This window comes from Mycobacterium sp. D16R24 (assembly GCF_002013385.1).
Classification (GTDB): Bacteria; Actinomycetota; Actinomycetes; order Mycobacteriales; family Mycobacteriaceae; genus Mycobacterium.
This window is the reverse complement of sequence record NZ_MAEV01000001.1, coordinates 107980-133030: the sequence shown is the minus strand read 5'-3', so window position 1 is coordinate 133030 and position 25051 is coordinate 107980. Positions and strand designations below refer to the sequence as shown.

The following is a 25051-nucleotide window of genomic DNA, read 5'->3' as shown; positions in this document are numbered from 1 at the left end:
GCTGGAGGAACCTCCCGCTCGCGGGGGCAACCCAAGCGACCCGGGAGGAACGGCGAGCTATCCCAGCAGTGCGTCAACGAAGGCAGGCGGCTCGAACGGGGCGAGATCGTCCGGCCCCTCCCCGAGGCCAACAAGCTTCACCGGGACGCCGAGTTCGCGCTGCACGTGAAAAACGATGCCGCCCTTGGCTGTTCCGTCAAGCTTGGTGAGCACCACACCGGTGATGTCCACCACGTCAGCGAACACACGTGCCTGCGCCAGACCGTTCTGCCCGATGGTGGAATCGAGAACCAGTAGCACCTCGTCCACCTCGGCGCGACGTTCCACGACGCGTTTGATCTTGCCGAGCTCGTCCATGAGACCGGTCTTCGTGTGCAGTCGCCCGGCGGTATCGACCACCACGACGTCGGCGCCCTCCCGGATCCCGGCGTCGACGGCGTCGAAGGCGACCGACGCGGGATCGGCACCCTCGGCACCGCGCACCACCTGGGCACCCACTCGCTGCCCCCAGGCCTGCAGCTGATCGGCCGCGGCCGCACGGAAGGTGTCGGCGGCCCCGAGCACGACCCGGCGTCCATCGGCGACCAGCACGCGGGCCAACTTGCCGACGGTGGTGGTCTTACCCGTGCCGTTCACCCCGACGATGAGCAACACCGACGGTTTGTCGTTGTGTGGCAGCGCCTTGATCGACCGGTCGAGGTCCGGCCGCAGCTCGTCGATGAGTACCTCGCGCAGCAGTGCCCGAGCCTGCGACTCGGTGCGCACGCTGCGTGCCGCCATCTCGCTGCGCAATCTGTCCACGATCGAGGTGGTGACTGCGGTGCCGAGGTCGGCGATCAGCAGGGTGTCCTCGACCTCCTCCCACGATTCCTCATCGAGGTCTCCGGCGCCCAGCAACCCGAGCAGACCCCGACCCACGGCGTTCTGCGAGCTGGCCAGCCGCCCCCGCAACCGATCGAGTCGTCCCGCCACCGGCGCGATCTCATCGAGTACCGGCGCGGGCTCCAGTTCCGGCTCAGGAGCGGGCTCGGGCTCGGTGACCGGTTCCGGTTCGGGCTCAGCCACCGGTTCAGGCGCCACGACGGGCTCCGGTTCCGGGGCCGGCTCAGGTAGCTCGACATTGGAAATACTGCGCCGGGGCGCGTCCCGCGGAACTTCGGCGTCATCGCCCACGCTGGGCACGGGGGTTGCTTGCGCACCGCCCTCGCTGAAGGTGATGGTGGAGCCGGCGCTGTACCCGCCGGAACGGTCGGCCGGTGTGGCGCCCTCGGTGATCCCCGTGTTTTTGTCGGAACGTGTCAGGCTGATACGACGGGAGCGGTAACGCACCAGTCCGAAAACCAATGCAGCAAAAACCACGACGGCGACGATCGCTATGGCGATCCACACTTCAAGAGGCACCAGGGCATTGTTACAGGAACGCAAGAAGCGCCACATTGACGCCTGCCTGAGCGATCCAGTGCAGTACGTCACCCGAACCACCGGCCTGGAACGACTCGACCTGCCGTATATGGCGTTGCCGAACTCCAACCTGGCCCGGGTTGACCTGTCCACCGAGTTCCTGGGCAGGCGATTGGCCGCTCCGGTCCTCATCGGCGCCATGACGGGCGGCGCGAAGCTTTCGGCCACCATCAATCGCAACCTCGCGGCCGCCGCCCAAGAGCTGGGCATCGGCATGATGCTCGGTTCTCAACGGGTGATGCTGGTCGATCCCGCGAGCGCCGACACCTTCGCCGTGCGCGAGGTGGCGCCCGACATCTTGCTCATTGGCAACATCGGGCTCGCACAACTCGGCAACATTGCCGCTGCCGCGCAGCTCACCGACCTGGTGCGGCGGGTCGGAGCGGACGCGCTGGCGGTGCACACCAATCCGCTGCAAGAGGCCGTGCAGCCCGACGGCGATACCGATTTCACTGGCCAGGTGTACCGGCTCGCAGAGCTGACCCATGCGGTTGATTTCCCCGTGCTGCTCAAGGAGGTCGGTCACGGAATCAGCGGGGCCGCCGCGCGGCGCCTCGGCGGATGCCGACTCGCGGCCATAGACGTCGCGGGTGCCGGCGGCACGTCCTGGGCCCGGGTCGAGCAGTTCGTTCGGTTCGGCGCCATTGCCTCGCCCGAGCTCGCCGAATGGGGCATCCCGACGGCTGAGGCCCTCGTCGAGGTGCATGCCGAGCTGCCGCATCTGCCCCTGATTGGCTCAGGCGGAATACGCACCGGCATGGATGCCGCCAAGGCGATCGCGCTGGGAGCGAGCGTTGTGTCCGTCGCGCTCCCGCTCCTGGCGCCAGCGGTGCAATCGCCGCAGGCCGTGATCGCCTGGTTCGAACACTTCCTCGACGAGCTGCGCATCGCCATGCACTGCGCCGACGTCAACACGATCGCGGATCTGAGTCGAATTTCACTGCGTCCCCGTCCAAGCCCCCGCTAAACCGAAGACACCCGTCATACACTGCGGGAGTCACATCTCGTCCCAGGAGGTTCTTGGCATGAATATCCAATTCGGGGGACGTAACAAGTTTCGGGCCCAGAAGGTTCGGACACTGACGAGGACCCTTGCGGTCGCCGTCGCACTGTTGTTGATATCGGCCGGCATCGTCCGGGCGCCGGCGGCGCGCGCCGATTCCCTACTCGATTTCACCGGTACCACCGTCTCGGGCACACCCTTCAACGGGGCCAGCCTCAAAGGCAAGCCGGTCGTGCTGTGGTTCTGGGCTGCGTATTGCCCGTTCTGCAATGGCGAAGGACCGCATGTGAGTGCGGTATCGGCGGCGAACCCCCGCGTCACTTTCGTCGGCATCTCCGGCCGCGGTTCCGTGGGAGATATGGAGGGATTCATCTCGCGCTACAACCTCCACTTCACCAATCTCAATGATGCCGACGGTTCGCTGTGGCGGCAGTTCGGAGTGCCCTGGCAGCCGGCGTACTTGTTCATCAACTCCAACGGAACCTCAGACTTTGTGAACAACCCGACGTCATCGATGTCCGAGCAGGAGCTCAGCGACCGGGTGAAGGCACTCAGCTGACATCTCTGGCTTTTGCGGCCGGGCTCATCGCCGCGCTCAACCCGTGCGGTTTTGCCTTGCTCCCGGTCTATCTCGCACTCGTCGTGCGCGGACCTGGTGCCGATATCGGGAAGTCGCGGGCGCTCGGCCGCGCCGTCATCGCCACTGTGGTGATGGCGGCGGGGTTCGTCGCGGTCTTTACCGTCTTCGGGTTGTTGACGGTGTCGGTCGCGTCCGTGGTACAGCGTTATTTGCCTTTTGTAACAGTCGTTTTCGGAATCGGGCTGGTGATTCTGGGGCTGTGGCTGCTCTCGGGCCGCGACATCATCGCGCTCATGCCCAAGGTGCTCGATGCGAACGCTCCCACCACCCGGCTGGGTTCCATGTTCGGCTATGGCGTGGGATACGCGGTCGCGTCACTGTCCTGCACCATCGGCCCGTTCCTCGCGGTGACCAGCACGACCTTCGAGAGTGGCTCTTTGTTCGACGGTGTCATGGTCTACCTGGCCTACGCCGCCGGTATCACCCTCGTGGTGGGCACGCTGGCCGTATCCACCGCACTGGCAAGCACGGTGCTGTTGAACGGCATGCGCCGCGCACTGCCGTACTTGAACCGGATCAGCGGTGGCATCCTGCTTATAGTCGGCGCTTACGTGGGCTATTACGGCAGCTACGAGGTCAGGTTGTTCCACGCCAATGGCAACCCGGATGACCCGATCATCAACGCGGCCGGGAGGATTCAGCGCGCGATCTCTGGCTGGGTGTATCTGCACGGTGCCTGGCCGTGGTTGTTCATCCTCGGCTTAGCGGCGGTCGGTGCGGCTATTTGGTGGCGCAATACCGCCAAGGAATAGCACCCCGGGCGTAGGATATATGCATGACTAGCAATGAGACCGTCGCACCCGAGAAGGCAGGGGCTTGCGACAACCCGAACTGCACCTGCACCGACTGTCAGTGTGGATCCAGCTGTTCCTGCGGTTCCGACAAGTAGCCCTCAGGGAATACCGGCGGCGGGTGAGCGCGTTCGCCGTGAGGTGACCACACCGGAGTTCACCCCGTACGGATTCTTCACTCACTACGAGACGGTGGACGCAGATCTTTTGCGGGCCATCGAGGACCTCGGTTTCGATACCGCATGGCTGGGCGGCTCGCCTCCGGCCGATCTGCCATGGGTTGAACCTCTCCTTGCCGCCACTGAGTGCATCCGCATCGTGACCGCGATCGTCAACATCTGGTCCGCGCCCGCGCGGGAAGCCGGTCGATCGTGGCAGCGCATCGAGACGGCTCACCCCGGGCGCTTCATTGTCGGTATCGGTGCCGGCCATCCCGAAATCGACAGTGGCGTTCCCTACAAGCCGTACTCCGGGCTGGTCGAATATCTCGACGTGCTCGATGAGGTGGGAGTTCCCAGGGAAGGCCGGGGCCTGGCAGCGCTCGCGGAGAAGTCACTCAAGCTTGCCGCCGAGCGCTCAGCGCTCGCGCACCCGTATCTCACCCCGCCATCGCATACTCGCTGGGCCCGTGAGCTCCTGGGACCCGATGCGATCATCGTCCCCGAGCAGAAGGTGGTGCTCACCACCGATGCCGATGAGGCCCGCGCGATCGGGCGTCAGGCCCTGGACATGTATCTCGGCCTGACCAACTACCTGACTATGCTGGAGCGGTTCGCGGGCAGTAAAGAAGATTTGGCCAGGCCCGGTAGCGACAAACTGGTGGATTCCCTTGTCGCTTACGGCACTCCCGAACAGATCGCCGCCCGACTGCAGGAGCATCGGGATGCCGGCGCCACCCAGGTGGCAATCCAGGTACTCGGTGATCCCGCCAAACGCGCTGAGGCGCTAGGTGTTTTGAGTCGCGAGCTGGGTCTCTAGCCCACGCATACGCTGCGAGACAACCTGCGTGATGCCATCATCGCGCATGCTCACACCGTAGAGCGCGTCGGCGACCTCCATGGTCGGCTTCTGGTGGGTAATGACGATGAGCTGCGACTTCTCCCGCAGCTGCTCGAACAGGCCGATCAGGCGCTGCAGATTGACATCGTCGAGGGCGGCTTCTACCTCGTCCATTACGTAGAAGGGCGAAGGCCGCGCTCGGAAAATCGCCACCAGCATGGCAACTGCAGTCAGCGACTTCTCGCCGCCGGAGAGCAGTGACAGGCGCTTGACCTTCTTGCCGGGCGGGCGCGCCTCTACCTCGATACCGGTGGTGAGCATGTCATTGGGGTCGGTGAGCACCAACCGGCCTTCGCCACCGGGGAACAGCGAGGAAAACACCCCCTTGAACTCGCGCTCCACATCCGCGTAGGCCTCGGTGAACACCTGCAGAATGCGCTCGTCTACGTCGGCAACCACGTCGAGCAGATCCTTACGGGCGGCCTTAACGTCCTCCAGCTGCGTGGATAGGAAGTTGTAGCGCTCCTCCAGCGCCGCGAACTCTTCCAGGGCAAGGGGATTCACCTTGCCCAGCTCGCGCAGATCCTTCTCGGCACGCTTGGCGCGACGCTCCTGGGTGTCCCGGTCGAACGGCATCGGCTGTGGGGCACTCACCTGCTCCCCACGCTCACGAGCCTGCTCGTATTCGTCCATCTCCTGCTGCGTGGGCGGCAACTCGGCATGCGGGCCGTACTCGGCGATCAGGTCGTCGGCGGCCATACCGAACTGTTCAAGCACCTGTTCCGAGAGCTGCTCGATACGCAGCGCCGCTTGGGCTTTGGCGACTTCGTCGCGATGCAGCGCATCGGTGAGACGAGCCTGGGCGGCAGTGAGTTCGCGGGCCTGGTCGCGCACAGCGCCGAGCGCCGATGTGTGCTGCGCGCGGGTGGCACCGAGTCGGTCCCGACGCGCGGACGCTGCGGCCACCACATGTTCAAGACGCGCGGCCACCAGCCGTCCAGACTCGGCCACGGCGGCCGCGACCGCGGCCGCCCGCATCCGCGCGGCGGCTGCCCGTTCGGACCGCGCTCGCGCCTCGCGCTCGGCCGTCGCGGCACGGCGCATCGAATCAGCTTTACCGCGAACCGAATTCACCCGCTCTTCGGAGGTGCGTACCGCTAGCCGCGCCTCGATCTCGACCGAACGCGCCTCTTCCAGCTCGATGGCCATGTCGTCGCGATCGATGGGCTCATCGTCGAAAAGGTTGGGCGCCTCTTCGGCATTGCGCAGCCGCGACTCGACCTCGGCCAGCTCCTCCATGGTCTTGGCGCGGCCAAGCTCGAGTTGATCGCGTTGCAGGGTAAGTTTTCTCACCTCGTCAGCGGCGACACGGGCGTCTTGCCCGACGCGGCCCAACTGCTCATACACCGCGGAGATGGCCGCATCGGACTCGTTGAGAGCGGCCAGGGCCTGCTCGGCGGTGTCCTGACGCGCCGTCTGCTCGGCGAGCGCACCGGACAACGCGGCAGAGATCTCGCCCACCTGAATCTCGGTGGCCCGCAGCTCTTCTCCCGCAGCCTCGATGGCGGCCTGGATCTCCAGGGTGCTCTGCTTCTTGTCGGATCCGCCGGCAACCCATCCGGCACCCACCCGGTCACCGTCGATGGTCACGGCGCGCAGCAGCGGGTTGGCCAGCACCACCTCGATCGCGGCGCCGAGCTCATCGACCACCACCACCGAGGCCAGCATCGCCGACACCGCCGTGGCGAGCCGCTCGGGCGCCTCGACCAAGTCGGCCGCCCAGTGCGCACCGGCAGGCAGACTGATCGCGGGGCGCACATGCGTGTGCGCGGGCCACTCGCCGAACACGATTGCCGCCCGCCCGCCATCGGAGGCTTTCAACGCGGCCACGGCCGCCTGCGCAGCAGCGGGATTCTCCGCGGCCACCGCGTCGGCGGCCGGTCCCATCGCCGTCGCGATGGCGCCCTGGTAGCCGGGCCGCACCTTAATCAGCTGTGCGATCGATCCAAAAATCCCAGCACCACTGCGGTTCTCGGAGAGCCACGCCGAGCCGTCCTTGCGCTCCAGGCCGATGGCCAGTGCGTCGATACGCGCCTTGAGCGAAGCGATCTGCCGTTCCGCCTGGCGCTCGGCCGACAGCAATTCAGCGACGCGTTCATTGGCGATCGACAACGCCGATACCGAACGCTCGTGGTGTTCGTCCAGCCCGACCTCGCCCTGATCCAGCTCGGCCACACGCGCCTTGACGGCGTCGAACTCGGTCTGCGCGGCCTCGCCACGCAGAGTCGCCTCCCTGATCGTCTCGGTGAGTCGCTGCGCCTGGCCGTCGATCGATTCCAGTCTGGTACGCATGGTGTCGACCTGGCCGGTGAGCCGGGCCAGGCCCTCGCGGCGATCCGCTTCGGCGGCCACGGCGGCCATATGTTGCCGCTGCGCCTGGGCGACCTCGGCCTCCTTGGCGGCGAGCTCAGCCTTCGCCAAGGTCAGCTGCTCGGTGACCGTTTCCAACTGTGCGATCAGCAGTCGCTCCTGCTCGGCGACGCGCTCCGCCTGTACCTCGAGCTCCTCCGGGTCCGGTCCTGTCGGCGCGGCCACCACCTCATCGAGGTGGCTGGCTCGCTCGCCGGCGATCCGGACCGTGGCGCTGACGCGTTCGGCGAGCGCCGAGAGCCGGAACCAAGTCTGCTGAGCCAGTTCGGCCTGCGGCATCAGCTCGTTGAGTGCCGTCTCATGCTCGGCCAGCAGCGTGGTTGCCACGTCGAGCTTCTCGGTGATCTCCGCGTGTTGCTTGCGCAGCGCGGTCTCGGCATCGTTGGTTCCGTCGAAATCCGCCCGGCGGGTAACCAGGTCATCGGCGGCCAGGCGCAGTCGCGCATCTCGCAGATCGGCCTGCACGGTGGCGGCGCGACGCGCGACCTCCGCTTGGCGGCCAAGGGGTTTGAGCTGGCGGCGCAATTCGGTGGTGAGGTCGGTGAGCCGGGCCAGATTCGCGGCCATCGACTCGAGCTTGCGGACCGCCTTTTCCTTACGCTTGCGGTGCTTGAGCACACCAGCAGCCTCTTCGATGAAGGCGCGGCGATCCTCCGGCCGAGATTCCAGGATCTGCGAGAGCCGCCCTTGTCCCACGATGACGTGCATTTCCCGGCCGATGCCCGAGTCGGACAGCAGCTCCTGGACGTCCATCAGCCGACAGCTCTGACCGTTGATCTCGTACTCGCCCGCGCCGTCCCGGAACATCCGGCGGGTGATCGAGACCTCGGAATACTCGATCGGCAGCGCATGGTCGGAGTTGTCGATCGTCAACGTGACTTCGGCGCGGCCCAGCGGGGCGCGAGTCGACGTACCCGCGAAGATGACGTCTTCCATCTTGCCTCCGCGCAGGGCCTTGGCGCCCTGTTCGCCCATCACCCAGGACAGGGCGTCCACCACATTGGACTTACCCGATCCGTTAGGGCCGACCACACAGGTAATACCGGGCTCCAGGCGCAGAGTCGTCGGCGAAGCAAAGGACTTGAAGCCCTTCAGCGTCAGACTCTTGAGGTGCACAGCGGGCCAGAATACCGGTCTTAGCGCTAACGCTCGGTAAACCCGGAGATGGGCTCGCCGGACTCCAGCCAGCTATCCACCACAAGATCTACGCGACCTGGCGTTTCACCGCTGTTCAACTTGGCAAGCAGCTGTTCACACGCGGCCTTGTCCCCCTGCGCGACGACATGCACCCGCCCATCACGTGCGTTGGCCGCATATCCGGTCAGGCCGAGTTCAAGGGCGCGGGATCGCACCCACCAACGGAACCCGACCCCTTGGACGTGGCCGTGCACCCACGCGGACAAGCGGATGTCCGACATCTGCTATCGGTCTTCGTGCGAGCGGTCGTCCACCGCGAAGTTCACCTCGGCTCCCGCCTTCAAGGTGCGTCCGACCGTGCATACCTGGTCGACGGCGCGTTCCACGACGGTGAGCACCCGTGCGCGTTCCTCGGGAGTAAGCGCACTCAGGTCGATAACCATCTTCTCGTCGAGAACCGGGTAGCGCTCTTGCTCCCGATCGGCGGGGCCGCTGACGTCGATACGCACCTGATAGTCCTCGCCGAGGCGGCGGGCGAGAGGCTGGTCGCTGGACATTCCGCTACAGGCCGCAAGGGCGATTTTGAGGAGCTCCCCCGGGGTGAACACCCCGTCGACGGTCTCCGACCCAATCAGCACGTGCGCACCCCGGGAGCTGTGCCCCGTGTAGCGGCGATTGCCCGTACGCTCTACCCATAATGACGTCACGCCCGCAATGTTATGTAATCGCCGCCGCCATGATGGCCGCGGCGATTGGCGGTGCTTCATTTTTCTCGGCGCCAACCGCTGCGGCGGAGCCCGTGGTGACGCTAGAGTCGCTTCTGCTGCGTCCGTACAGCGAGGTACGGGCGCAGTTGTTGTCTGGTTCCTGGGCTCCTCGCATCGAGGAGCTGGTGTACATCCCGCCCGGTGAACCCAAGATCGTGCCGACATCGGCAATGCGCCAGACCTTCACCGTGGTCGACACCTGCTTCACCAAACGGATCACTCCGATGGGTATCTACCTTCTGCTGGCCTCACCGGAAACCGTTGAGAAGGTCGGCGCCGACAATTTCCGGGCCACCTACGGGCAGTTGGTACCCAAGTACCGTCCGGGGTGCGATCCCGACGTTCAACAGATCGATCTGGGCCGCCCGCCCTTCTGACCTATCACTCTTGAAAGCGGTATCCCATACCCGCCTCGGTGAGCAGGTGTTTCGGATGAGCCGGATCGATCTCCAGCTTGCGTCGTAGCTGCGCCAGATACACACGTAGATAGTGAGTTTCGGAGCTGTACGCCGGGCCCCAGACCTCATGGAGCAGTTCCTTTTGCCCGACAAGTTTTCCGCGGTTACGCACCAGCACTGCCAGCATCGACCATTCGGTAGGCGTCAGATGCACTTCCCTGCCGTCGCGAATCACCTTGTGCAAGGAGAGGTCTACGTCGAAGGTCTCAGTATGGACCACCGGTTCGGCGCTGTCCGGAGTGCCACGGCGCACCGCGGCCCGCAGCCGGGCCAGGAACTCATCCATGCCAAAGGGTTTGGTCACGTAATCGTCGGCACCCGCATCGAGTGCTTCGACCTTGTCCGCCGAATCCGTGCGCGCCGAGAGCACGATCACCGGAACCTCGGTCCATCCGCGCAGCCCGGCCAGCACCTCGGTGCCATCCATATCGGGCAACCCGAGGTCTAAAATTACCACCTCGGGCTGGGTCTCGGCGGCCGCGCGCAGGGCGCCCGCCCCTGACGAAGCGGTCACCACCTCGTAACCGCGCGCCGACAAGTTGATCCGCAGCGCGCGCAGAATCTGCGGCTCGTCGTCGACCACCAGCACCCGCGTCACCGGATCCCCCCGACAGGGGAGGAACCAGCACTGGGTAGATCGACGATCATGGTCAGACCGCCGCCGGCCGTGTCGGTCGCGTTCACCGTGCCCTCCATTGCTTCCACGAAACCCCTCACCACCGAAAGACCAAGCCCCACACCGACTGTGTTATCGCGATCGCCGAGACGTTGGAAGGCATCGAAGGCCGCACCGCGTTTTGACGCTTCCAGGCCCTTCCCGTGGTCGGCGACGATCACCAGTGTGCGGCCCTCCACCTCCTCGTAGTTGACCCGCACGTCTGCTTGTGAGTATCGCAGCGCATTGTCGACAAGGTTGGCCAAAACGCGTTCCAGCAGGCCCGGATCTGCCCGAACCACCGCACCGTTCAAGTCCAGGTGCACCCGCTTGCGGTCGTTCTCGGTGGTACCCAACAGGGCCCGGTGCGCGATTTCCTCGACGTACACCGGCACCGCACGGGGTTTGACGACCCCCGCTGCCAGCCGCGACGAGTCCAGCAGGTTGCCCACCAGAGCGGTGAGTTGATCGGTCGACTCCTCCACGGTGGCAAGCAGTTCGGCGGTGTCCTCGGGTGAGAACTCGATATCGGGACTGCGCAGGCTCGACACAGCGGCCTTGACCGCGGCGAGCGGTGTACGCAGGTCATGGCTCACCGCCGACAACAGCGCCCGGCGCAGCCGATCGGCCTCGGCGAGGGCCGTGGCCTGCGACGCCTCCTCGGCCAGGCGTGCCGAACGAACCAGACCCACCGCCGTTCCGGCGACCACCTGCAGCACCCGCGCGTCAGTGGACGGCACCGGGGGCCCGTTGAGCGCCAATGCGTACGCACCATCGTCGACGCGGAACACTGAGTCGGCCTCCGATTCCCGCGTGGGCGGCTGCTCCCCCACGCTCGCCACAGCCGGCCCCTCCGCGCACAGCAGACTCACCGCCGACTGGTTGTAGGTGGTGCGCACCCTTTCCAGCAGGGCCGAGAGGTCCGAGTTCACCAGGACTCCACCGGCGAAGAGCGCCAGTAGTTCCGCTTCACGGGCGGCCCGCCGGGCCTGCCGTGCTCGGGTGGCAGCCGCGTCGACCAAGGCCGCGACGGCGACGGCGGTCACCATGATCATCAAGATGGTCAGTGCGTTATCGGTCTCACCGATGGTGAAGCTGTATCGGGGTGAGACGAACAGATAGTTGAGCAGCAGACCGGAGATAATCGCGGATATCAACGCGGTCGATACACCACCAAGTAATGAAACACCCAGTACCGCAATGAGAAACAGTGCACTCTTGCTGCCCAACCCGAGAGCGGCATCGAAGAAGTGAATGAACAATGCGGTGGCCGCGGGCACCAGGATCGCCGCGAGCCAGTTGATGACGAGCCGCTTTCGCCCCTCGGCCGGTATCGACCAGTTGCGCAGCGGAGCCGACCGGGTCTGTCCGTGCGTCACCATGTGCACGTCGATGGCCCCGGAATCGCGAATGACGGCCGCGGCCACGCCTTCGTCGAAGATGCGAGCCCATCGTGAACGCCGAGAGGTGCCCATAACCAACTGTGTGGCATTGACGCCGCGGGCGAAGTCCAGCAGCGTCTGCGGCACATCGTCCCCGGTGACAGTTTGCACCGAGGCGCCAATGTCGTTGGCCAGCCGACGCACCTTGCCCATGACGGCTGTCGAGGCGCCCACCAGGCCGTCACCGCGCACTACGTGGACAACCAGCAGTTCGGCACTCGACTTGGCGGCAATGCGGCTTGCCCGGCGTACCAGGGTCTCGGACTCAGGACCACCGGTAACCGCGACCACCACACGCTCGCGAGCCTCCCAAGTCTTGGTGATTCTGTTGTCCGAGCGGTATTTGGCGAGTGCGGCATCCACCTGGTCGGCGAGCCACAGCAGCGCGAGTTCACGCAAGGCCGTGAGGTTACCAGTACGAAAGTAGTTGCTCAGTGCCGAACCGACCTTCTCCGGCGCGTAGACGTTGCCATGAACCATTCTGCGCCGCAACGCCTCCGGCGTGATGTCAACAAGCTCCACCTGCTCGGCACGGCGCACCACCGCATCAGGCACGGTCTCGCGCTGCGCAATCCCGGTGATCTGCTCAACGACATCGTTCAGACTCTCCAGGTGTTGCACGTTGATCGTGGTGAGCACATCGATCCCGGCATCGAGAATCTCATCGATATCCTGCCAGCGCTTGGGATTCCGGCTGCCCGGCACATTGGTGTGCGCCATCTCGTCGATGAGCACCAGGGCCGGCTTGCGCTCGATCACCGCGTCCACGTCCAGCTCGTACATGGCGGTTCCGCGGTACATCATCTCCTTGGGCGGGATGAGCTCCAAACCATCGAGCAATTGTGCGGTCTTGCTGCGGCCGTGGGTCTCCACGATCGCAGCGACCACATCGGTGCCGCGGCTAGCCCGGCGGTGTGCCTCGTTGAGCATGGCGTAGGTCTTGCCTACTCCTGGCGCGGCCCCGAGATAGATCCGCAGTGTCCCGCGCGGCAATGTCTCTCCTTCATCGGCAGGGCGGGCCGGTGAGGCCCAATGCCACGTTCAGCGTGGGCACGTTGACCCGCGGCCCTCCCAGAATGCCCCATTGCCGTGACGACGTGTGCGCATCCACGAGCTCTTTCACCCGGGCCTGACTCAGCCCGGTCGCCGCCGCGACCCGCGGTATCTGCAGCGCGGCGTACTCCGGGGTGATATCGGGGTCCAGACTCGAACCCGAGCCGGTGACCGCGTCGGCGGGAATCCGTGCGGGATCGACGCTCTCGCGTGACGCGATGGCCGCGCGACGCCCCTCGATATCTGTCTTCAGCTTCTCGCTGTTGGGCCCCTGGTTCGAGGGCAACCCCGCAGCGGGATCGCCGCTGGTGCGAGTATGGAAATAGGGGTCAGTAGCGCCCGTTGTCGCTTGCGGATCCACTCCGATGAGCGAAGATCCCACGACACAGCCGTTACGGTCCTTCAGTGGCGAGCCCTCGGCGGCCGCCGAGTCGATGCGCCCGAACACCCATACCGTGGCCGGGTAGGCGATACCGAGGACCACAGTCAGGCCCAGCAGCACCACCAGGCCGGCCACGCTCTGGCGCAGCCACGCGATCACAACCTTGTTCACTAGATCACCCAATTCCCGGTAAGAAACGCACGACCAGATCGATCAGCCAGATCCCCACAAAGGGAACAATCACGCCACCGAGGCCGTAAATCAACAGGTTTCGCCGCAGCAGCTCCCCGGCGCCCACCGGTCGATAGCGGACGCCCTTGAGCGCCAAAGGAACCAACGCGATGATCACGAGAGCATTGAAGATGACCGCCGAGAGAATCGCCGATTGCGGAGTAGCCAGTCGCATGATGTTGAGTGAATTCAGTTGCGGGTAGATGCCACTGAACAGCGCGGGCAGGATCGCGAAGTACTTCGCGAGGTCGTTGGCCAGCGAGAAGGTGGTCAACGCGCCCCGGGTGATCAGCAGCTGCTTGCCGATGGCCACCACGTCGATGAGCTTGGTGGGGTCGGAATCCAGGTCCACCATGTTCCCGGCTTCCTTGGCCGCCGACGTGCCGGTGTTCATGGCCACGCCCACATCCGCTTGTGCCAGCGCCGGAGCGTCATTGGTACCGTCACCGGTCATCGCGACCAGGCGCCCGGCCTTCTGTTCCTTACGCAGCAGCTCCAGCTTGTCCTCCGGAGTGGCCTCGGCGACGAAGTCGTCGACACCGGCCTCGGCGGCGATCTGCTTGGCGGTCAAGGGGTTGTCGCCGGTCACCATGATGGTGCGGATACCCATGGCTCGCATCTGAGCGAACCGTTCGGCCATACCGGGCTTCACCACATCAGAGAGCCGAATCACTCCCAGCAGGCGGGTGCCCGTGCTGTCATGGTCGGCGACCACCAGCGGCGTGCCGCCCTGACCGGCCACGTGGTCAGCGGACTTTCGGACCGCGACCACCGCTGGGTCGTCTTCCTGGACGCCGGAAAGGCTGGCGACCCAGGTGAACACCGCATCGGAGGCACCCTTACGGATCTGCCTGCCCTCGACGGTATCTAGCCCACTCATCCTGGTGGCTGCGGTGAAGGCCACGAAATCGCCCTCAATCGAACCCTCACCACTTCTTTCAACCGTCGCTTCGCTCGCCCCGGCGGCCAGTTCCACAATGCTGCGACCCTCCGGGGTCTCGTCGGCGACGCTGGACGCCCGCGCCGCCTGGGCAAGGGTGTCATGCGAAATGCCTGGCGCCACAATGAATTCAGTAGCCTGCCGATTACCGAAGGTGATGGTGCCCGTCTTGTCCATCAGGAGGACGTCGATATCACCGGCGGCTTCTACCGCACGCCCCGACTTGGCCAGGACGTTGTGTTGCACCAGCCGGTCCATGCCCGCGATGCCGATCGCCGACATCAGGGCGCCGATGGTGGTGGGGATCAGGCAGACGAGCAATGCGATGAGCTTGATCGGATGCTGTTGTTCCCCAACATAGTTGCCCATCGGACCCAATGCGACGACTGCCAACAGGAAGATGATGGTGAGCGAGGCCAGCAGGATGTTGAGCGCGATCTCGTTCGGAGTTTTCTGGCGCGAGGCACCCTCGACGAGCGCGATCATCCGGTCGACGAAGGACTCACCCGGCGCCGCGGTGATCTGCACGATGATCCGGTCCGACAGCACGGTGGTGCCGCCAGTGACGGCACACCGGTCGCCACCCGATTCCCGCACCACGGGTGCTGATTCACCGGTGATGGCCGACTCGTCGACGGTGGCGATGCCTTCCACCACGTCGCCGTCACCGGGGATGACCTGTCCCGCCTCGACCACAACCCGGTCCCCCGGTCGCAGCGAGCTGCCGGGCACCTCTTCCTCGATTTCGTTACCGTTGCCGTCTCCCACCAACCTGCGGGCTACGGTGTCGCGCTTTACCTCTCGCAGACTCGCCGCCTGCGCCTTCCCACGCCCCTCGGCGACAGCCTCGGCTAGGTTCGCGAACACCACAGTGAACCACAGCCAGGCGGTGATGGCCCACGCGAAGATCGACGGATGCAGCACCGCGAGCACGGTGGTGGCCACCGACCCGACGGTCACCACGAACATCACCGGATTGCGGGCCATGTGCCGGGGATCGAGCTTGCGCACGGCAAGCGGTAGCGCCTTGACTAACTGAGTGGGGTCGAAGACTCCGGTACTGACTACGGTCTTGCTCACAGGACTGCCTCGGCGATCGGTCCCAGCGCCAGCGCCGGGAAGAAGGTGAGTGCGGCCACCAAGAGGACTGTGCCGGTGTGCAATCCGGCGAACATGGGGCCGTGGGTGTGCAGGGTTCCGGCCGATTCCGGCGTCCTCTGCTGAGTGGCAAGCGATCCAGCAAGCGCCAGCGTGAAGATGATGGGCAGGAAGCGGCCCAACAACATCGCCACACCGAGCGAGGCCTGGAACCAGTGGCTGGTCACCGTGAGGCCACCGAAGGCGCTGCCGTTGTTGTTGGCGGCCGAGGCGTAGGCGTACAACACCTCGGAGAAGCCGTGAATAGACTGTGGGGTGCCCGGATCACCACTGTTGCCTTGATATCCGGGCGTTGTCGACAGGGCCACCGAAATACCCGCGCCGATCAGCACGAGCGCCGGCATGACGAGCACGGACAGTGCGGCCATAGTGATCTGGCGCCGGCCGATCTTCTTGCCGAGGAATTCCGGTGTGCGGCCTACCAACAGGCCACCGACGAACACCGCGATGATGGCCAGCACCAGGATGCCGTACAGACCGGTTCCGACACCACCGGGCGCGATCTCGCCGAACAGCATGTTCAGGATGAGCGCGCCACCGCCAGCAGCGGTAAAGCTATCGTGAGCAGAATCCACTGCGCCCGTAGAGGTTCCGGTAGTGCTGACCGCAAACAGCGTGCTCGCAGGGATGCCGAACCTGACTTCCTTGCCCTCCATCATGGCGCCGGCCGCCTGCGCCGCGATACCACGCGGGCTGGACTCCGCCCAGGTGACGACGGCCAGCATGCCGCCGTAGAGGGTGGCCATCACCGACAGGACGGTCAGACCCTGGCGCCTGTCACCCACCATCGTCGAGTAGGTGCGGGTCAGGCAGACCGGGATAATAAGGATGGCGAGGATCTCGACAATATTGCTCAGCGGTGTCGGGTTCTCGAAGGGGTGTGCGGAGTTGGCTGCCAGAATGCCACCGCCATTGGTGCCGACCTCCTTGATGGCCTCCTGCGAGGCGACCGGAGCCAGGGCGATGTGCTGTGCGGTACCGTCCAGACCGGTGGCGGTAAAATGTGAGTGCAGAGACTGAATGGCGCCCTGCGACAACAAGATCAGTGCGACGATGAACGAAATCGGCAGCAGGATCCGCAAGCTCGCCCGCACCAGATCGACCCAGAAATTACCGAGCTCTCCCCCGGCCGACGTCCGCACGATGCCGCGGATCAGTGCGACCGCGACCGCGAGCCCCACCGCGGCAGAGACGAAGTTCTGCACTGCGAGCCCGACCATCTGCGTCAGGTTGGTCATGGTGGTCTCGGGTGTGTACGACTGCCAGTTGGTGTTCGTGACGAACGAAACGGCCGTATTGAAGGCCACCGCTGGGCTCACCGCGCCCAGGTCACCCGAGAGGGGCAAGACTCCCTGGATGCGTTGCAGCAGATAGAGGAAGATCACGCTCGCGAACGAGAAGCCCAGCAGTGACAGGGTGTAGCCCACCCAGGTCTGCTCGGTATCCGGATCAACCCGTCCCGTGCGGTAGATGAGACGCTCGACGAAGGAGTGCTTGACGGTCGATGATCCGCTTGCGCGAAGGGAATGAGGACCTGTGAAGACGCGCGCCATGTAGTCCCCCAGCGGGACATAAGCGATGGCGAGCACCAAGATGACGAAGCCGATCTGAAGACCGGCCGCCAGAGCGGAATTCACCGTTAGAACCTTTCCGGGTCGAGCAGTGCGACCACCAGATACACGACGAGCGCGGCCGACAGGACAATCAGCACAATGTTGGTGATGACATCGACGGTCACGAATGCGCCTGCAATCCACGTACGACGGCCACGCACAAGGCGAAGCCCACCACGGTCAGGACCAGGTACCAGAAATCAACCACGCAGGAATCATGATCCCCGCTAGCTGCACTACCTGCGTTCTTTACGCGTCCCTGACGGGCCCGTCGGGGCTCTTGACGCGCTATTTACGGGCTTCAACCAGCCGTTGACAACTCGGGCAGAAGAACGACGACCGGTTCATGAAAGCCTCCCGGCGCATGGCTCGACCGCAGCGGCGGCACGGCTCACCTTCGCGTCCGTACGCCTCCAAAGAGCGCTCAAAGTAGCCGGATTCACCGTTCACATTCACGTACAGATCGTCGAACGACGTGCCTCCCTGCGCGAGCGCCAAACGCATGACGCCCGCCGCGCTATCGAGCACCTCGGTGAGCTTGGCGCGGGTCATGCCGTCGGTGAGGCGGCGGCCATGTACGCGCGCCTGCCAGAGTGCCTCGTCGGCGTAGATGTTCCCGACACCGGACACCACCGTCTGATCCAGCAGCGCACGCTTGATCTCGGTGTGCTTACCGCGTAGCCGGGTTACCACAGCCGATACGTCGAACCGTTCATCGAGCGGGTCGCGCGCGATATGCGCGACCGGCTCAGGGAGTTCGTTCCCGTCGACGGTGACGACATCAGTCACCATCCAGCCGCCGAAGGTGCGCTGATCGACGAAGCTCAGCACCGATCCGTCATCGAGCGTCGCGGCGATGCGCAAATGCTGTGGCCTGGAGATGGGTCCGATGAGCATTTGGCCGCTCATCCCCAAATGGACTACCAGCGCCTGTCCCTCGCCCAGCGTGAGCCACAGATACTTGCCCCGGCGACCGGTACCGCTGATCTGCTGTCCGGCTAGCAGTCCCGTCAATTCGACGGCGCCACCAGGCTGCCTGCGCACGGCCCGATCGTGGTGCACAGACGCCGCTGCGATGGTCTTGCCGACAAGGTGATGGTGCAGCCCGCGGCGGACCACCTCCACCTCGGGAAGCTCAGGCACTCTCCGCGCCCTCGGCTCTTCCCCCGAGAGGCTCATCGCTATTGATGCCGTTCCACGCCTCCGAGGCCGCCCGTTGTTCGGCCTCCTTCTTAGACCGGCCGACACCCACACCGTGCGCAGTCTCGTTGACCATCACGGTCGCGGTGAATTCCTTGTCATGATCGGGTCCGGTCGAGGTGACCACGTACGACGGTGCGCCCCAACCCTTTTCCGCGGTCAGTTCCTGAAGACTGGTCTTCCAGTCCAGGCCGGCACCAAGCTTGGGCGCGGCCTCCAGGAGCTGGCCGAATAACTGCAGGACGACCTTGCGGGCGATCTCCAACCCGTACTCCACGTAGACCGCACCGAGAATCGACTCCATGCCGTCGGCAAGAATGCTGGACTTGTCGCGGCCGCCGGTGTTCTCCTCACCCTTACCGAGAAACAAATGCGCGCCCAGGCCGTCGTCGGTCAGGCCACGCGCCACTCCGGCGAGCGCCTGGGTGTTGACGATGCTGGCACGCAGCTTCGCCAAATCGCCCTCCGGGCGGTCCGGGTGGCTGTGGTAGAGCGTCTCGGTAATCGTCAGTCCAAGAACGGCATCCCCGAGGAACTCCAGCCTTTCGTTGGTGGGCAGGCCACCGTTCTCGTAGGCATAGCTTCGGTGCGTGAGCGCCAGAGTGAGTAGATCGTCACCGACCCGCACACCGATCGCGGCGCGCAGATCGTCGTATCGATCTGCTGGGGCAGGACTCACTGGTCGTCACCGAAGTTGGCGAGCTTCGCCCACCGCGGGTCAATCTTGTCGTGATGATGGTCGGGTTCGGCTGTGGCCAAAGCGATTCCGCAATCGGGGCACAGCCCTGGGCAATCGGGCCGGCACACCGGCGTCAGCTCCAGGTCGGGCACGATGGCATCGACGATGGTTTGTTCGAGGTCGACGAGGCCGTCAACGACCCGGTGTATGTCTTCTTCGTCGGTGGTCGCCTCGGTCTTGCTGTCCGGGTACGCGAACAGTTCGGTGAGGTACGCATCCGCATGGCCGGTCACAGGGCCCAGGCAGCGTGCACATTCTCCAGAGAGATCGCCGGCGATCGTTCCGGTGACGAGAACGCCCTCCGAAACCGACTCCACCCGCAGATCCATATTCACGTCCGCGCCCTCGGGAATCGCGATCAGGTCGTTGCCGATGCGTACCGGGCTCGCAACGGTGCGCTCGATCTCCTGCATCGACCCAGGGCGCCGCCCAAGCCCGAGGGCCAGGACGTCAAGAACAAAAGGTCCCGGCATAAACCTAATATTAACGCTGCACGTAGTCGTGCGTGCCAGCGCCGGTACGCAGCTGGTGACGCCCACGGCCCACCGAGCGCAGCGTGCCGTTGAGGTAGTCCTCGAACTCCGCCAGTTTGTTGTCGACGTAGATATCGCATTCACCACGTAACCGGTCGGCTTCGGCATGGGCCGCGTCGATCAGGCGAGTGGACTCGGCGTTGGCCGCCTGCACGACCTCGGTCTGAGCCACCAGGCGCTGCTGCTCCTTGATGCCCTCCTGCACGGCCTTGTCGTACGAGGCATTACCGGAATCGACCAGGCGATCCGCCTCTGCCTTGGCGCGGGCGACAGTGCTCTCCTGTTCGCGCTTGGCGTTGGCCATCGTGCGGGCTGCCTCTTCCCGCGCCTCGCCGACGGTCTGCTCGGCGTGATTGCGCGCCTCGGCAACCATGCGATCAGCCTGCGACTTGGCGTCGGCCAGCAGCCGGTCGGCCTCGTTGCGGGCGTGGCTGAGCATCTGCTCGGCATCGGCGTTCGACTTGCCGATCACCGTCTCGTGATGCTCCTTGGCCTCACGCAGCAGCGAATCGCGCGCGTCGAGAACATCCTGCGCGTCATCGAGCTCGCCGGGAATGGCGTCCTTGATGTCATCAATGAGTTCCAGGACATCGCCGCGGGGCACGACACATCCGGCGGTCATCGGAACGCCGCGCGCTTCTTCCACAATGGCGCCCAGTTCGTCGAGCGCTTCAAATACTCGGTACACGGCTACACCCTTCACGCGAGTTTCCACTGTTACCAGTGTGCCTGGTGTGACTGCTGTGACCGTGCTAGCTGACCGGTGTGTCGGCTATTTCTGCGCGGCCTCTTTTCTATTGTGCCTGGCCATGCAGTTTCCCGAGAAGTCGTTGATGAACAGCAGGAGGTAGCAACGCCGAGACATCTCCCCCGTACGTCGCCACCTCCTTGGCAAGCGAGGACGAGACGAACGAATATGCGGGGGCGGTAGCGACAAAGAAGGTGTCCACCCCCGCGATGTGCTTGTTCATCTGGGCCATCTGGAGCTCGTACTCGAAGTCGGTACCGGTGCGCAGCCCCTTGACGATCGCATTGAAACCGCGCTCCCTGACGAAGTCCACCAGCAGACCCTGCCCCGATTCGACGCGCAGATTGGGCAGGTCGGCGGCGGCCTCGCGGATCATCTCGATGCGCTCGTCGATGGTGAACATGCCCGCTTTGTTGGGATTGACCAATACCGCGACGATGACCTCATCGAACTGCGCCGCGGCTCGTTCGAAGACATCCAGATGCCCGAGGGTTACCGGATCGAACGAGCCGGGGCAGACAGCTCCCGTCATGCGGACGATTTAGTGGCCGAGCGAATGCCGATGCCGCTTCCGATTTGCAGCACACCTATCACGATGAGCCAGATGCCGACGACGAGGGTAAGAGTGACGATCGAGCTAATCGGATAGACGATGAGCACGACGCCCGCGATCGTCGAGATGATCCCGCTGAAGATCTGCCAGCCACGCCCGGGGAGGTCCTTGTCGCCGATGGCCGTGATGGTGCCCGCGATGCCCTGGGCGATCCAGCCGACGCCGATCCAGATGGCCAGCAGCAGAATCGAATTTAGCTCATCTTTGAAGCACAGCACACCGAGGACGAACGAAATCGCGCCGGTGAGGAACAACAGCACCCGCATACCGGCGGATGACACCGGCAGCGTGAAGGCGAAGACGACCTGAGCGATACCGGATATCAATAGATAGGCGCCGAAAGCGTATGCGGCGACGAGCACAGTGACTTGAGGCCATATCAACACCACGGCCCCAACGATTACCGCCAAAACTCCTGATACCACCGCTGTTTTCCAGAGATGCTTGACGAGGTCCTGCCCGACACTTGTAGTCATGCCCCAAGGGTATTTCCTCGGGAACGGCCGCGGGGACTTATCGGCGGCGATTCGTGCAGCGCGTTACAGACTCACCATGATTCTGTTATCTCCTGACTGGGCAGGTGAACTCAAGCTCGAAGGTCGCGGGCGTGCTCAGGCCGGCCGTTGCGGTACCGACAATCTTGTAGGACTGCCCGGACTTGGTCACCGTCGGCTCGGTCGCACCATGCCCCGAGTTGTACATCACCGGGTGTCCATCAATGATGCCCAGGGTAAGACTCTTCAGCGTTGGGTTATCACCCGCTGCCAGCGTGGCGGCAATCGCCTCACTATCGCTACCGATATTCACGAAGGTCATATCGGCTGCGGTAACACACTCGACCCGATTCTCAACCGATCTCACGACACCATCGACAACAACACGTGGACCGGCCGCCTGGGCGCCACGTGCTGTGGTCGACACCGGCGAGTCGTGCCGCAAGCCTCCGCCCGACGAACAGCCGACAAGACACACGACGGCCGACAAGGCGCCACCCACCATCACTATCCCGCCGTAACGCATGTGCGACCTCCCGTCCACCCCGGCCGATGATCCGATCCAGACTAGTGCGGCCACTGCACTAATCCCACCAAAACTTCCAGGTTCGCGCACCACTGATCTGCCGGGCGTAGGCGCTTAAGGTGCCCGCCCCCTGATCGATGTTGTCGGGGCAAAACCCGTAGTGCTCATAGCCAACCGGCACCGAAAGATCGGCGCCTGGCGGACGCGTCACCTCCACGTCGACGGCATCGAAGTCCACAGTCGTCAACACGGCCCCAAACCGGTCCTCCCACGACCGAAGAACGGCGGACAGCGCCGCCTCGGAAATGTCGTAATTCACACCGTGAGTCCAGCCCAGGGCATTGAGTGCGTCGGCCGGACGTGTCGTAGGCACCAACATCAGCAGCGAGCCCCGCTCCAGGTAATCGGCGGTCACCGGGAGCGCACGCTGGGGCGGCTGAGTGCGCTGCTCCAGCGTGATAGGCGCGACCGGTACGTCGACGGCCCCAGCCTCAGGGTCAGAGTTGGCCGATGAGACCTCTTTGGCAAGAAAGGATTTCGCGTCGACGGCACCGACATCGGCGGGGTCAGTGAAGTACCGGAGGTCATCGGAGTCCGACCACGGTCGACGCAGATCCCCACTCAACCCACGAGATGCTAAGGGCCACAGCCCCGTTCGATCGAAGCGGCCCGCCAACCGCAACCAGAGCGACTGGATGTCGACCACCGCGGCATTGCTCACCCAGGCGAGCGAACGGCCTGTCGGGCTGACGATCAGATGTCCTTCGGGCAGCTTGATACCGTCCACGCTCCACTTAGCGGCACTCTCGGGACGCGGCAGCTGACCCGCACGTTCGGCATGCACCGGCACCAGAAGTTCGGCGTAGGCGGGCAGATCATGTGCGGGTTCGGGATTTCCCTCAATCGCACGCGTACTCCAGTACGCCTGACCGAACAGGTACGACAGCCCGAGCACGAGGACGGCGACGATTGCGCTCAGTGATATCCACCCTCTTGACCCCACCCACCCAGATTAGCTGAGCGACAACCGCCCGGTCGATCTACGTCCGGCGCGCAACCTGCGGCCCAGCAACCTTGCTAGCCGGAAGCCACCACCCCGCTGGCCTCATCTATTGGTGCACTTTCTTGCGTGGCACGACTAGCTCGGCTTTCCCGGAGTGCTTGCCGCGCGGACTCCAGAGTGATGTTGCGTGGATCGATCCCTTCCCGCTCAAAACCTCTCACCGCGATCGGCAAGTAGAAAAACTTCAGCGGGAGGAGACGCTCGAGAACCGCGTAAAGCCGCCGATACATCCCCATAAAGCGGCGCAACATCTCCTCGTCCTCGGGAGTCCACTCCAAATGGAACAGCTCCTGCACATGAGGCGGATAACTACTGACAACAACTTGCCGCCGCCCCACCAGCCAGGGCCACACACATTTCTTCATGACCGAAGGCCACCACCGCGGCGCCAGGCGGCGCTCCATAAATTGCTCCAGCATGAGCTGAGTCACCTGTGAGCTCAACAAATGGTTACGCTCGATGTTTTTCCAGATACCGCTCGAAATCGTCGTACGTGTCGGGCTGAGGACTATCGTCCACTCCCCAGATGCTGTACCACTCCTTGGATTCCTCAAATATCTGCTCCTTCACCGCCCGTGGCATCGCCCCGTCGAAATGCAGCCGCTCGGTAACCACTATCGAATGGTGATAAAAGAAGGTCATGTGCGCGAAATAGGAGGTTTCCGCATTCAAAGCATGGAACGTTCCGTCCTGCAGTGTGCCCTTGACGGACTTGTGCATATTCCGAGTCTTCAGTCCGTATTTCTTGGCATCTTCCGGAGGGTCGTATACCGAGCCATAGATGTACTCGCGGGATCTCGGGCGCCGCTTCTTATATATCTCGGCACGTGCGCCGAAAGAGCTGTCACCATTGAAAAGAACAGAACCCGCCGTCGCTCTCCTCATCTGCGGCCAGGCCCCCGCAATGTGACCCAACACCCCGCTACCGAAGTACATCACGTCAAGGGCTCCCCAGTATTTCCATATCAGGGAATCAGCAGGAATGGATGCTGCAGAAGATCTTTCCGCGACAAACTGTTATCGCCGGTAAATTCTGCCACTCTGGCGTCTTCCGGGATCACCAACTCTGGATCAAACGTAGTCTGCATGATTTTCTTGAATGCCTTGATACCCCGGACTACCACGTCAACTCCTTGCGTTGCCGATACCCGTTACCTGGTTAACCTCAGCGCCCGGCCCTTCACAAGCCCAGCCTCGGATAGCTGATCGACTACCCCCCATCACAGAGCCACCGCCCTCTTGACTGTGACTCATTTCACATGAGAAAGCGATGATGCTCCCGGTGCCACCCAAAATCAAGGGAGGTACGGATGGTTTCGGCGCAGACCGAATCAAGCGTCTCGATGAGGAATCAGAATGGTCGGCAATGGCGCGGATCGCGCCGCTGGTGGGATGAGCAGTGCAGATTAGCTGAGCGACTAACTTCCCGGTTGATCGGCGGCCTGGGCCTGATCGTCCGGCGGAACAGTCGCAGGGCACTTGTCAGTGCCGACGGGGTGCTGGTTTTGCATCGATGCGAGCGTGCTCTCGGGGATGACGCCCGAGAACCTATCGGTGACGGACTTCAGCAACGAACCGGATCCGCATATCTCGTTGACCGGCGATACCGGGCTGGTCGGTGAGAGCACGGGACCGTCAGCCGCCAGCGGACCACCCGCCGCGGTCAAGGGTCCGTTGGCCGATAGCGGGCCATTGGGAGATAGCAACGGCCCTTCCGCTGAGAGCGGACCACCCGGCGCTCCCAGGCCGGCGACCGGTGCCGGCAGCCCTGCCGAGAGCGCATCGCTGGCCACCGAAGGACCCACCGCCGTCTTCGCTCCTCCCGGCAAGAGATTCGCCACGGGTGACGACGGCGCGGGCGGTGCCGGGGCATCTCCATCATCGGCCAGCGCGAGACCGGCAGCGGCAACCGACACCGCGCCTGAAGCCACGGCCACCACTACCGCTGTACACCACATGACCAGCAGCCTAAGCG

At 64.2% G+C, this 25051-nt stretch carries 24 protein-coding genes and 1 pseudogene; 5 read left to right on the top strand and 20 right to left on the bottom strand.

Features of this window, described 5'->3' with window-relative positions; translation table 11 throughout:
- Positions 1-57: 57 nt before the first annotated feature.
- Positions 58-1437: a signal recognition particle-docking protein FtsY gene (gene ftsY, locus B4383_RS00615; RefSeq protein ID WP_078287522.1), complete on the bottom strand. Its 1380-nt coding sequence runs from the start codon at positions 1435-1437 to the stop codon at positions 58-60.
- Between the two features lie 22 nt (positions 1438-1459).
- On the opposite strand from ftsY, the gene fni reads away from it, so the two are divergent.
- The 4 genes from fni to B4383_RS00595 all read left to right on the top strand — a co-directional run bounded on the left by fni (position 1460) and on the right by B4383_RS00595 (position 4873).
- Positions 1460-2428 (top strand): type 2 isopentenyl-diphosphate Delta-isomerase, encoded by a 969-nt coding sequence (gene fni, locus B4383_RS00610; RefSeq protein WP_286143900.1) that lies wholly within the window; start codon positions 1460-1462, stop codon positions 2426-2428.
- A 58-nt stretch (positions 2429-2486) separates the two neighbouring features.
- Positions 2487-3023: a protein disulfide oxidoreductase gene (locus B4383_RS00605; RefSeq protein WP_078287521.1), complete on the top strand. Its 537-nt coding sequence runs from the start codon at positions 2487-2489 to the stop codon at positions 3021-3023.
- Positions 3020-3856, top strand: a complete 837-nt coding sequence (locus tag B4383_RS00600; RefSeq protein ID WP_217697280.1) for a cytochrome c biogenesis CcdA family protein — start codon at positions 3020-3022, stop codon at positions 3854-3856. Before B4383_RS00605 ends, B4383_RS00600 begins: the two co-directional genes overlap by 4 nt.
- A gap of 180 nt (positions 3857-4036) precedes the next feature.
- Positions 4037-4873 carry a TIGR03620 family F420-dependent LLM class oxidoreductase gene (locus B4383_RS00595; protein WP_078287520.1) on the top strand — a complete coding sequence of 279 codons (837 nt, stop codon included), beginning with the start codon at positions 4037-4039 and terminating at the stop codon, positions 4871-4873.
- On the opposite strand, the gene smc is transcribed toward B4383_RS00595, so the two are convergent.
- Genes smc through B4383_RS00580 form a run of 3 tightly spaced genes read right to left on the bottom strand, consistent with a single transcriptional unit; the run spans position 4841 to position 9168 of the window.
- Entirely contained in the window at positions 4841-8440 is a 3600-nt protein-coding gene (gene smc / locus B4383_RS00590; RefSeq protein WP_078287519.1) for a chromosome segregation protein SMC, read from the bottom strand. The two genes, B4383_RS00595 and smc, sit on opposite strands and share 33 nt — an antisense overlap.
- Before the next feature lie 26 nt (positions 8441-8466).
- The gene (locus B4383_RS00585; protein WP_078287518.1) at positions 8467-8742 is read right to left on the bottom strand and encodes an acylphosphatase; all 276 of its coding nucleotides are present in this window, start codon (positions 8740-8742) and stop codon (positions 8467-8469) included.
- A 3-nt stretch (positions 8743-8745) separates the two neighbouring features.
- Positions 8746-9168, bottom strand: coding sequence for an OsmC family protein (locus B4383_RS00580; protein WP_078287517.1), 423 nt, complete (start codon positions 9166-9168; stop codon positions 8746-8748).
- Here B4383_RS00580 and B4383_RS00575 point away from each other — a divergent pair.
- Positions 9159-9605: a hypothetical protein gene (locus B4383_RS00575; RefSeq protein WP_078287516.1), complete on the top strand. Its 447-nt coding sequence runs from the start codon at positions 9159-9161 to the stop codon at positions 9603-9605. The genes B4383_RS00580 and B4383_RS00575 overlap by 10 nt on opposite strands.
- A gap of 4 nt (positions 9606-9609) precedes the next feature.
- On the opposite strand, the gene B4383_RS00570 is transcribed toward B4383_RS00575, so the two are convergent.
- The 16 genes and pseudogenes from B4383_RS00570 to B4383_RS00495 form a co-directional block, all read right to left on the bottom strand.
- The gene (locus B4383_RS00570) at positions 9610-10284 is read right to left on the bottom strand and encodes a response regulator (RefSeq protein ID WP_078287515.1); all 675 of its coding nucleotides are present in this window, start codon (positions 10282-10284) and stop codon (positions 9610-9612) included.
- Positions 10281-12776 carry a sensor histidine kinase KdpD gene (locus tag B4383_RS00565; RefSeq protein ID WP_078287514.1) on the bottom strand — a complete coding sequence of 832 codons (2496 nt, stop codon included), beginning with the start codon at positions 12774-12776 and terminating at the stop codon, positions 10281-10283. Before B4383_RS00565 ends, B4383_RS00570 begins: the two co-directional genes overlap by 4 nt.
- A gap of 10 nt (positions 12777-12786) precedes the next feature.
- Positions 12787-13389: a potassium-transporting ATPase subunit C gene (locus tag B4383_RS00560; protein ID WP_078287513.1), complete on the bottom strand. Its 603-nt coding sequence runs from the start codon at positions 13387-13389 to the stop codon at positions 12787-12789.
- A 4-nt stretch (positions 13390-13393) separates the two neighbouring features.
- Positions 13394-15469 carry a potassium-transporting ATPase subunit KdpB gene (gene kdpB / locus B4383_RS00555; protein ID WP_078287512.1) on the bottom strand — a complete coding sequence of 692 codons (2076 nt, stop codon included), beginning with the start codon at positions 15467-15469 and terminating at the stop codon, positions 13394-13396.
- Entirely contained in the window at positions 15466-17184 is a 1719-nt protein-coding gene (gene kdpA / locus B4383_RS00550; protein ID WP_078287511.1) for a potassium-transporting ATPase subunit KdpA, read from the bottom strand. The genes kdpB and kdpA overlap by 4 nt, the downstream gene beginning before the upstream one ends.
- A 2-nt stretch (positions 17185-17186) precedes the next feature.
- A complete protein-coding gene (gene kdpF, locus B4383_RS26120; protein WP_078308960.1) occupies positions 17187-17285 on the bottom strand; it encodes a K(+)-transporting ATPase subunit F in 99 nt (32 codons plus the stop codon).
- A 163-nt stretch (positions 17286-17448) separates the two neighbouring features.
- A complete protein-coding gene (mutM, locus tag B4383_RS00540; RefSeq protein ID WP_078287509.1) occupies positions 17449-18303 on the bottom strand; it encodes a bifunctional DNA-formamidopyrimidine glycosylase/DNA-(apurinic or apyrimidinic site) lyase in 855 nt (284 codons plus the stop codon).
- On the bottom strand, positions 18296-19039 hold the full coding sequence (gene rnc / locus B4383_RS00535; protein ID WP_078287508.1) for a ribonuclease III: 744 nt from the start codon (positions 19037-19039) through the stop codon (positions 18296-18298). Before rnc ends, mutM begins: the two co-directional genes overlap by 8 nt.
- Entirely contained in the window at positions 19036-19572 is a 537-nt protein-coding gene (locus tag B4383_RS00530) for a DUF177 domain-containing protein (RefSeq protein ID WP_139360463.1), read from the bottom strand. The genes rnc and B4383_RS00530 overlap by 4 nt, the downstream gene beginning before the upstream one ends.
- A 10-nt stretch (positions 19573-19582) precedes the next feature.
- Positions 19583-20320: a cell division protein SepIVA gene (sepIVA, locus tag B4383_RS00525; RefSeq protein WP_078287814.1), complete on the bottom strand. Its 738-nt coding sequence runs from the start codon at positions 20318-20320 to the stop codon at positions 19583-19585.
- A 106-nt stretch (positions 20321-20426) separates the two neighbouring features.
- On the bottom strand, positions 20427-20912 hold the full coding sequence (gene coaD / locus B4383_RS00520) for a pantetheine-phosphate adenylyltransferase (protein WP_078287506.1): 486 nt from the start codon (positions 20910-20912) through the stop codon (positions 20427-20429).
- Positions 20909-21469, bottom strand: a complete 561-nt coding sequence (locus B4383_RS00515) for an HdeD family acid-resistance protein (protein WP_078287505.1) — start codon at positions 21467-21469, stop codon at positions 20909-20911. The genes coaD and B4383_RS00515 overlap by 4 nt, the downstream gene beginning before the upstream one ends.
- An 85-nt stretch (positions 21470-21554) precedes the next feature.
- Positions 21555-22013: a lipoprotein LpqH gene (locus B4383_RS00510; protein ID WP_078287813.1), complete on the bottom strand. Its 459-nt coding sequence runs from the start codon at positions 22011-22013 to the stop codon at positions 21555-21557.
- 58 nt (positions 22014-22071) lie between these two features.
- Positions 22072-22983, bottom strand: a complete 912-nt coding sequence (locus B4383_RS00505; RefSeq protein WP_078287812.1) for a DUF4253 domain-containing protein — start codon at positions 22981-22983, stop codon at positions 22072-22074.
- A gap of 107 nt (positions 22984-23090) precedes the next feature.
- Positions 23091-24164 (bottom strand): annotated as a pseudogene (locus tag B4383_RS00500) (oxygenase MpaB family protein).
- A 330-nt stretch (positions 24165-24494) separates the two neighbouring features.
- Positions 24495-25016 (bottom strand): lipase chaperone, encoded by a 522-nt coding sequence (locus B4383_RS00495; RefSeq protein ID WP_078287811.1) that lies wholly within the window; start codon positions 25014-25016, stop codon positions 24495-24497.
- Between the last annotated feature and the right edge of the window lie 35 nt (positions 25017-25051).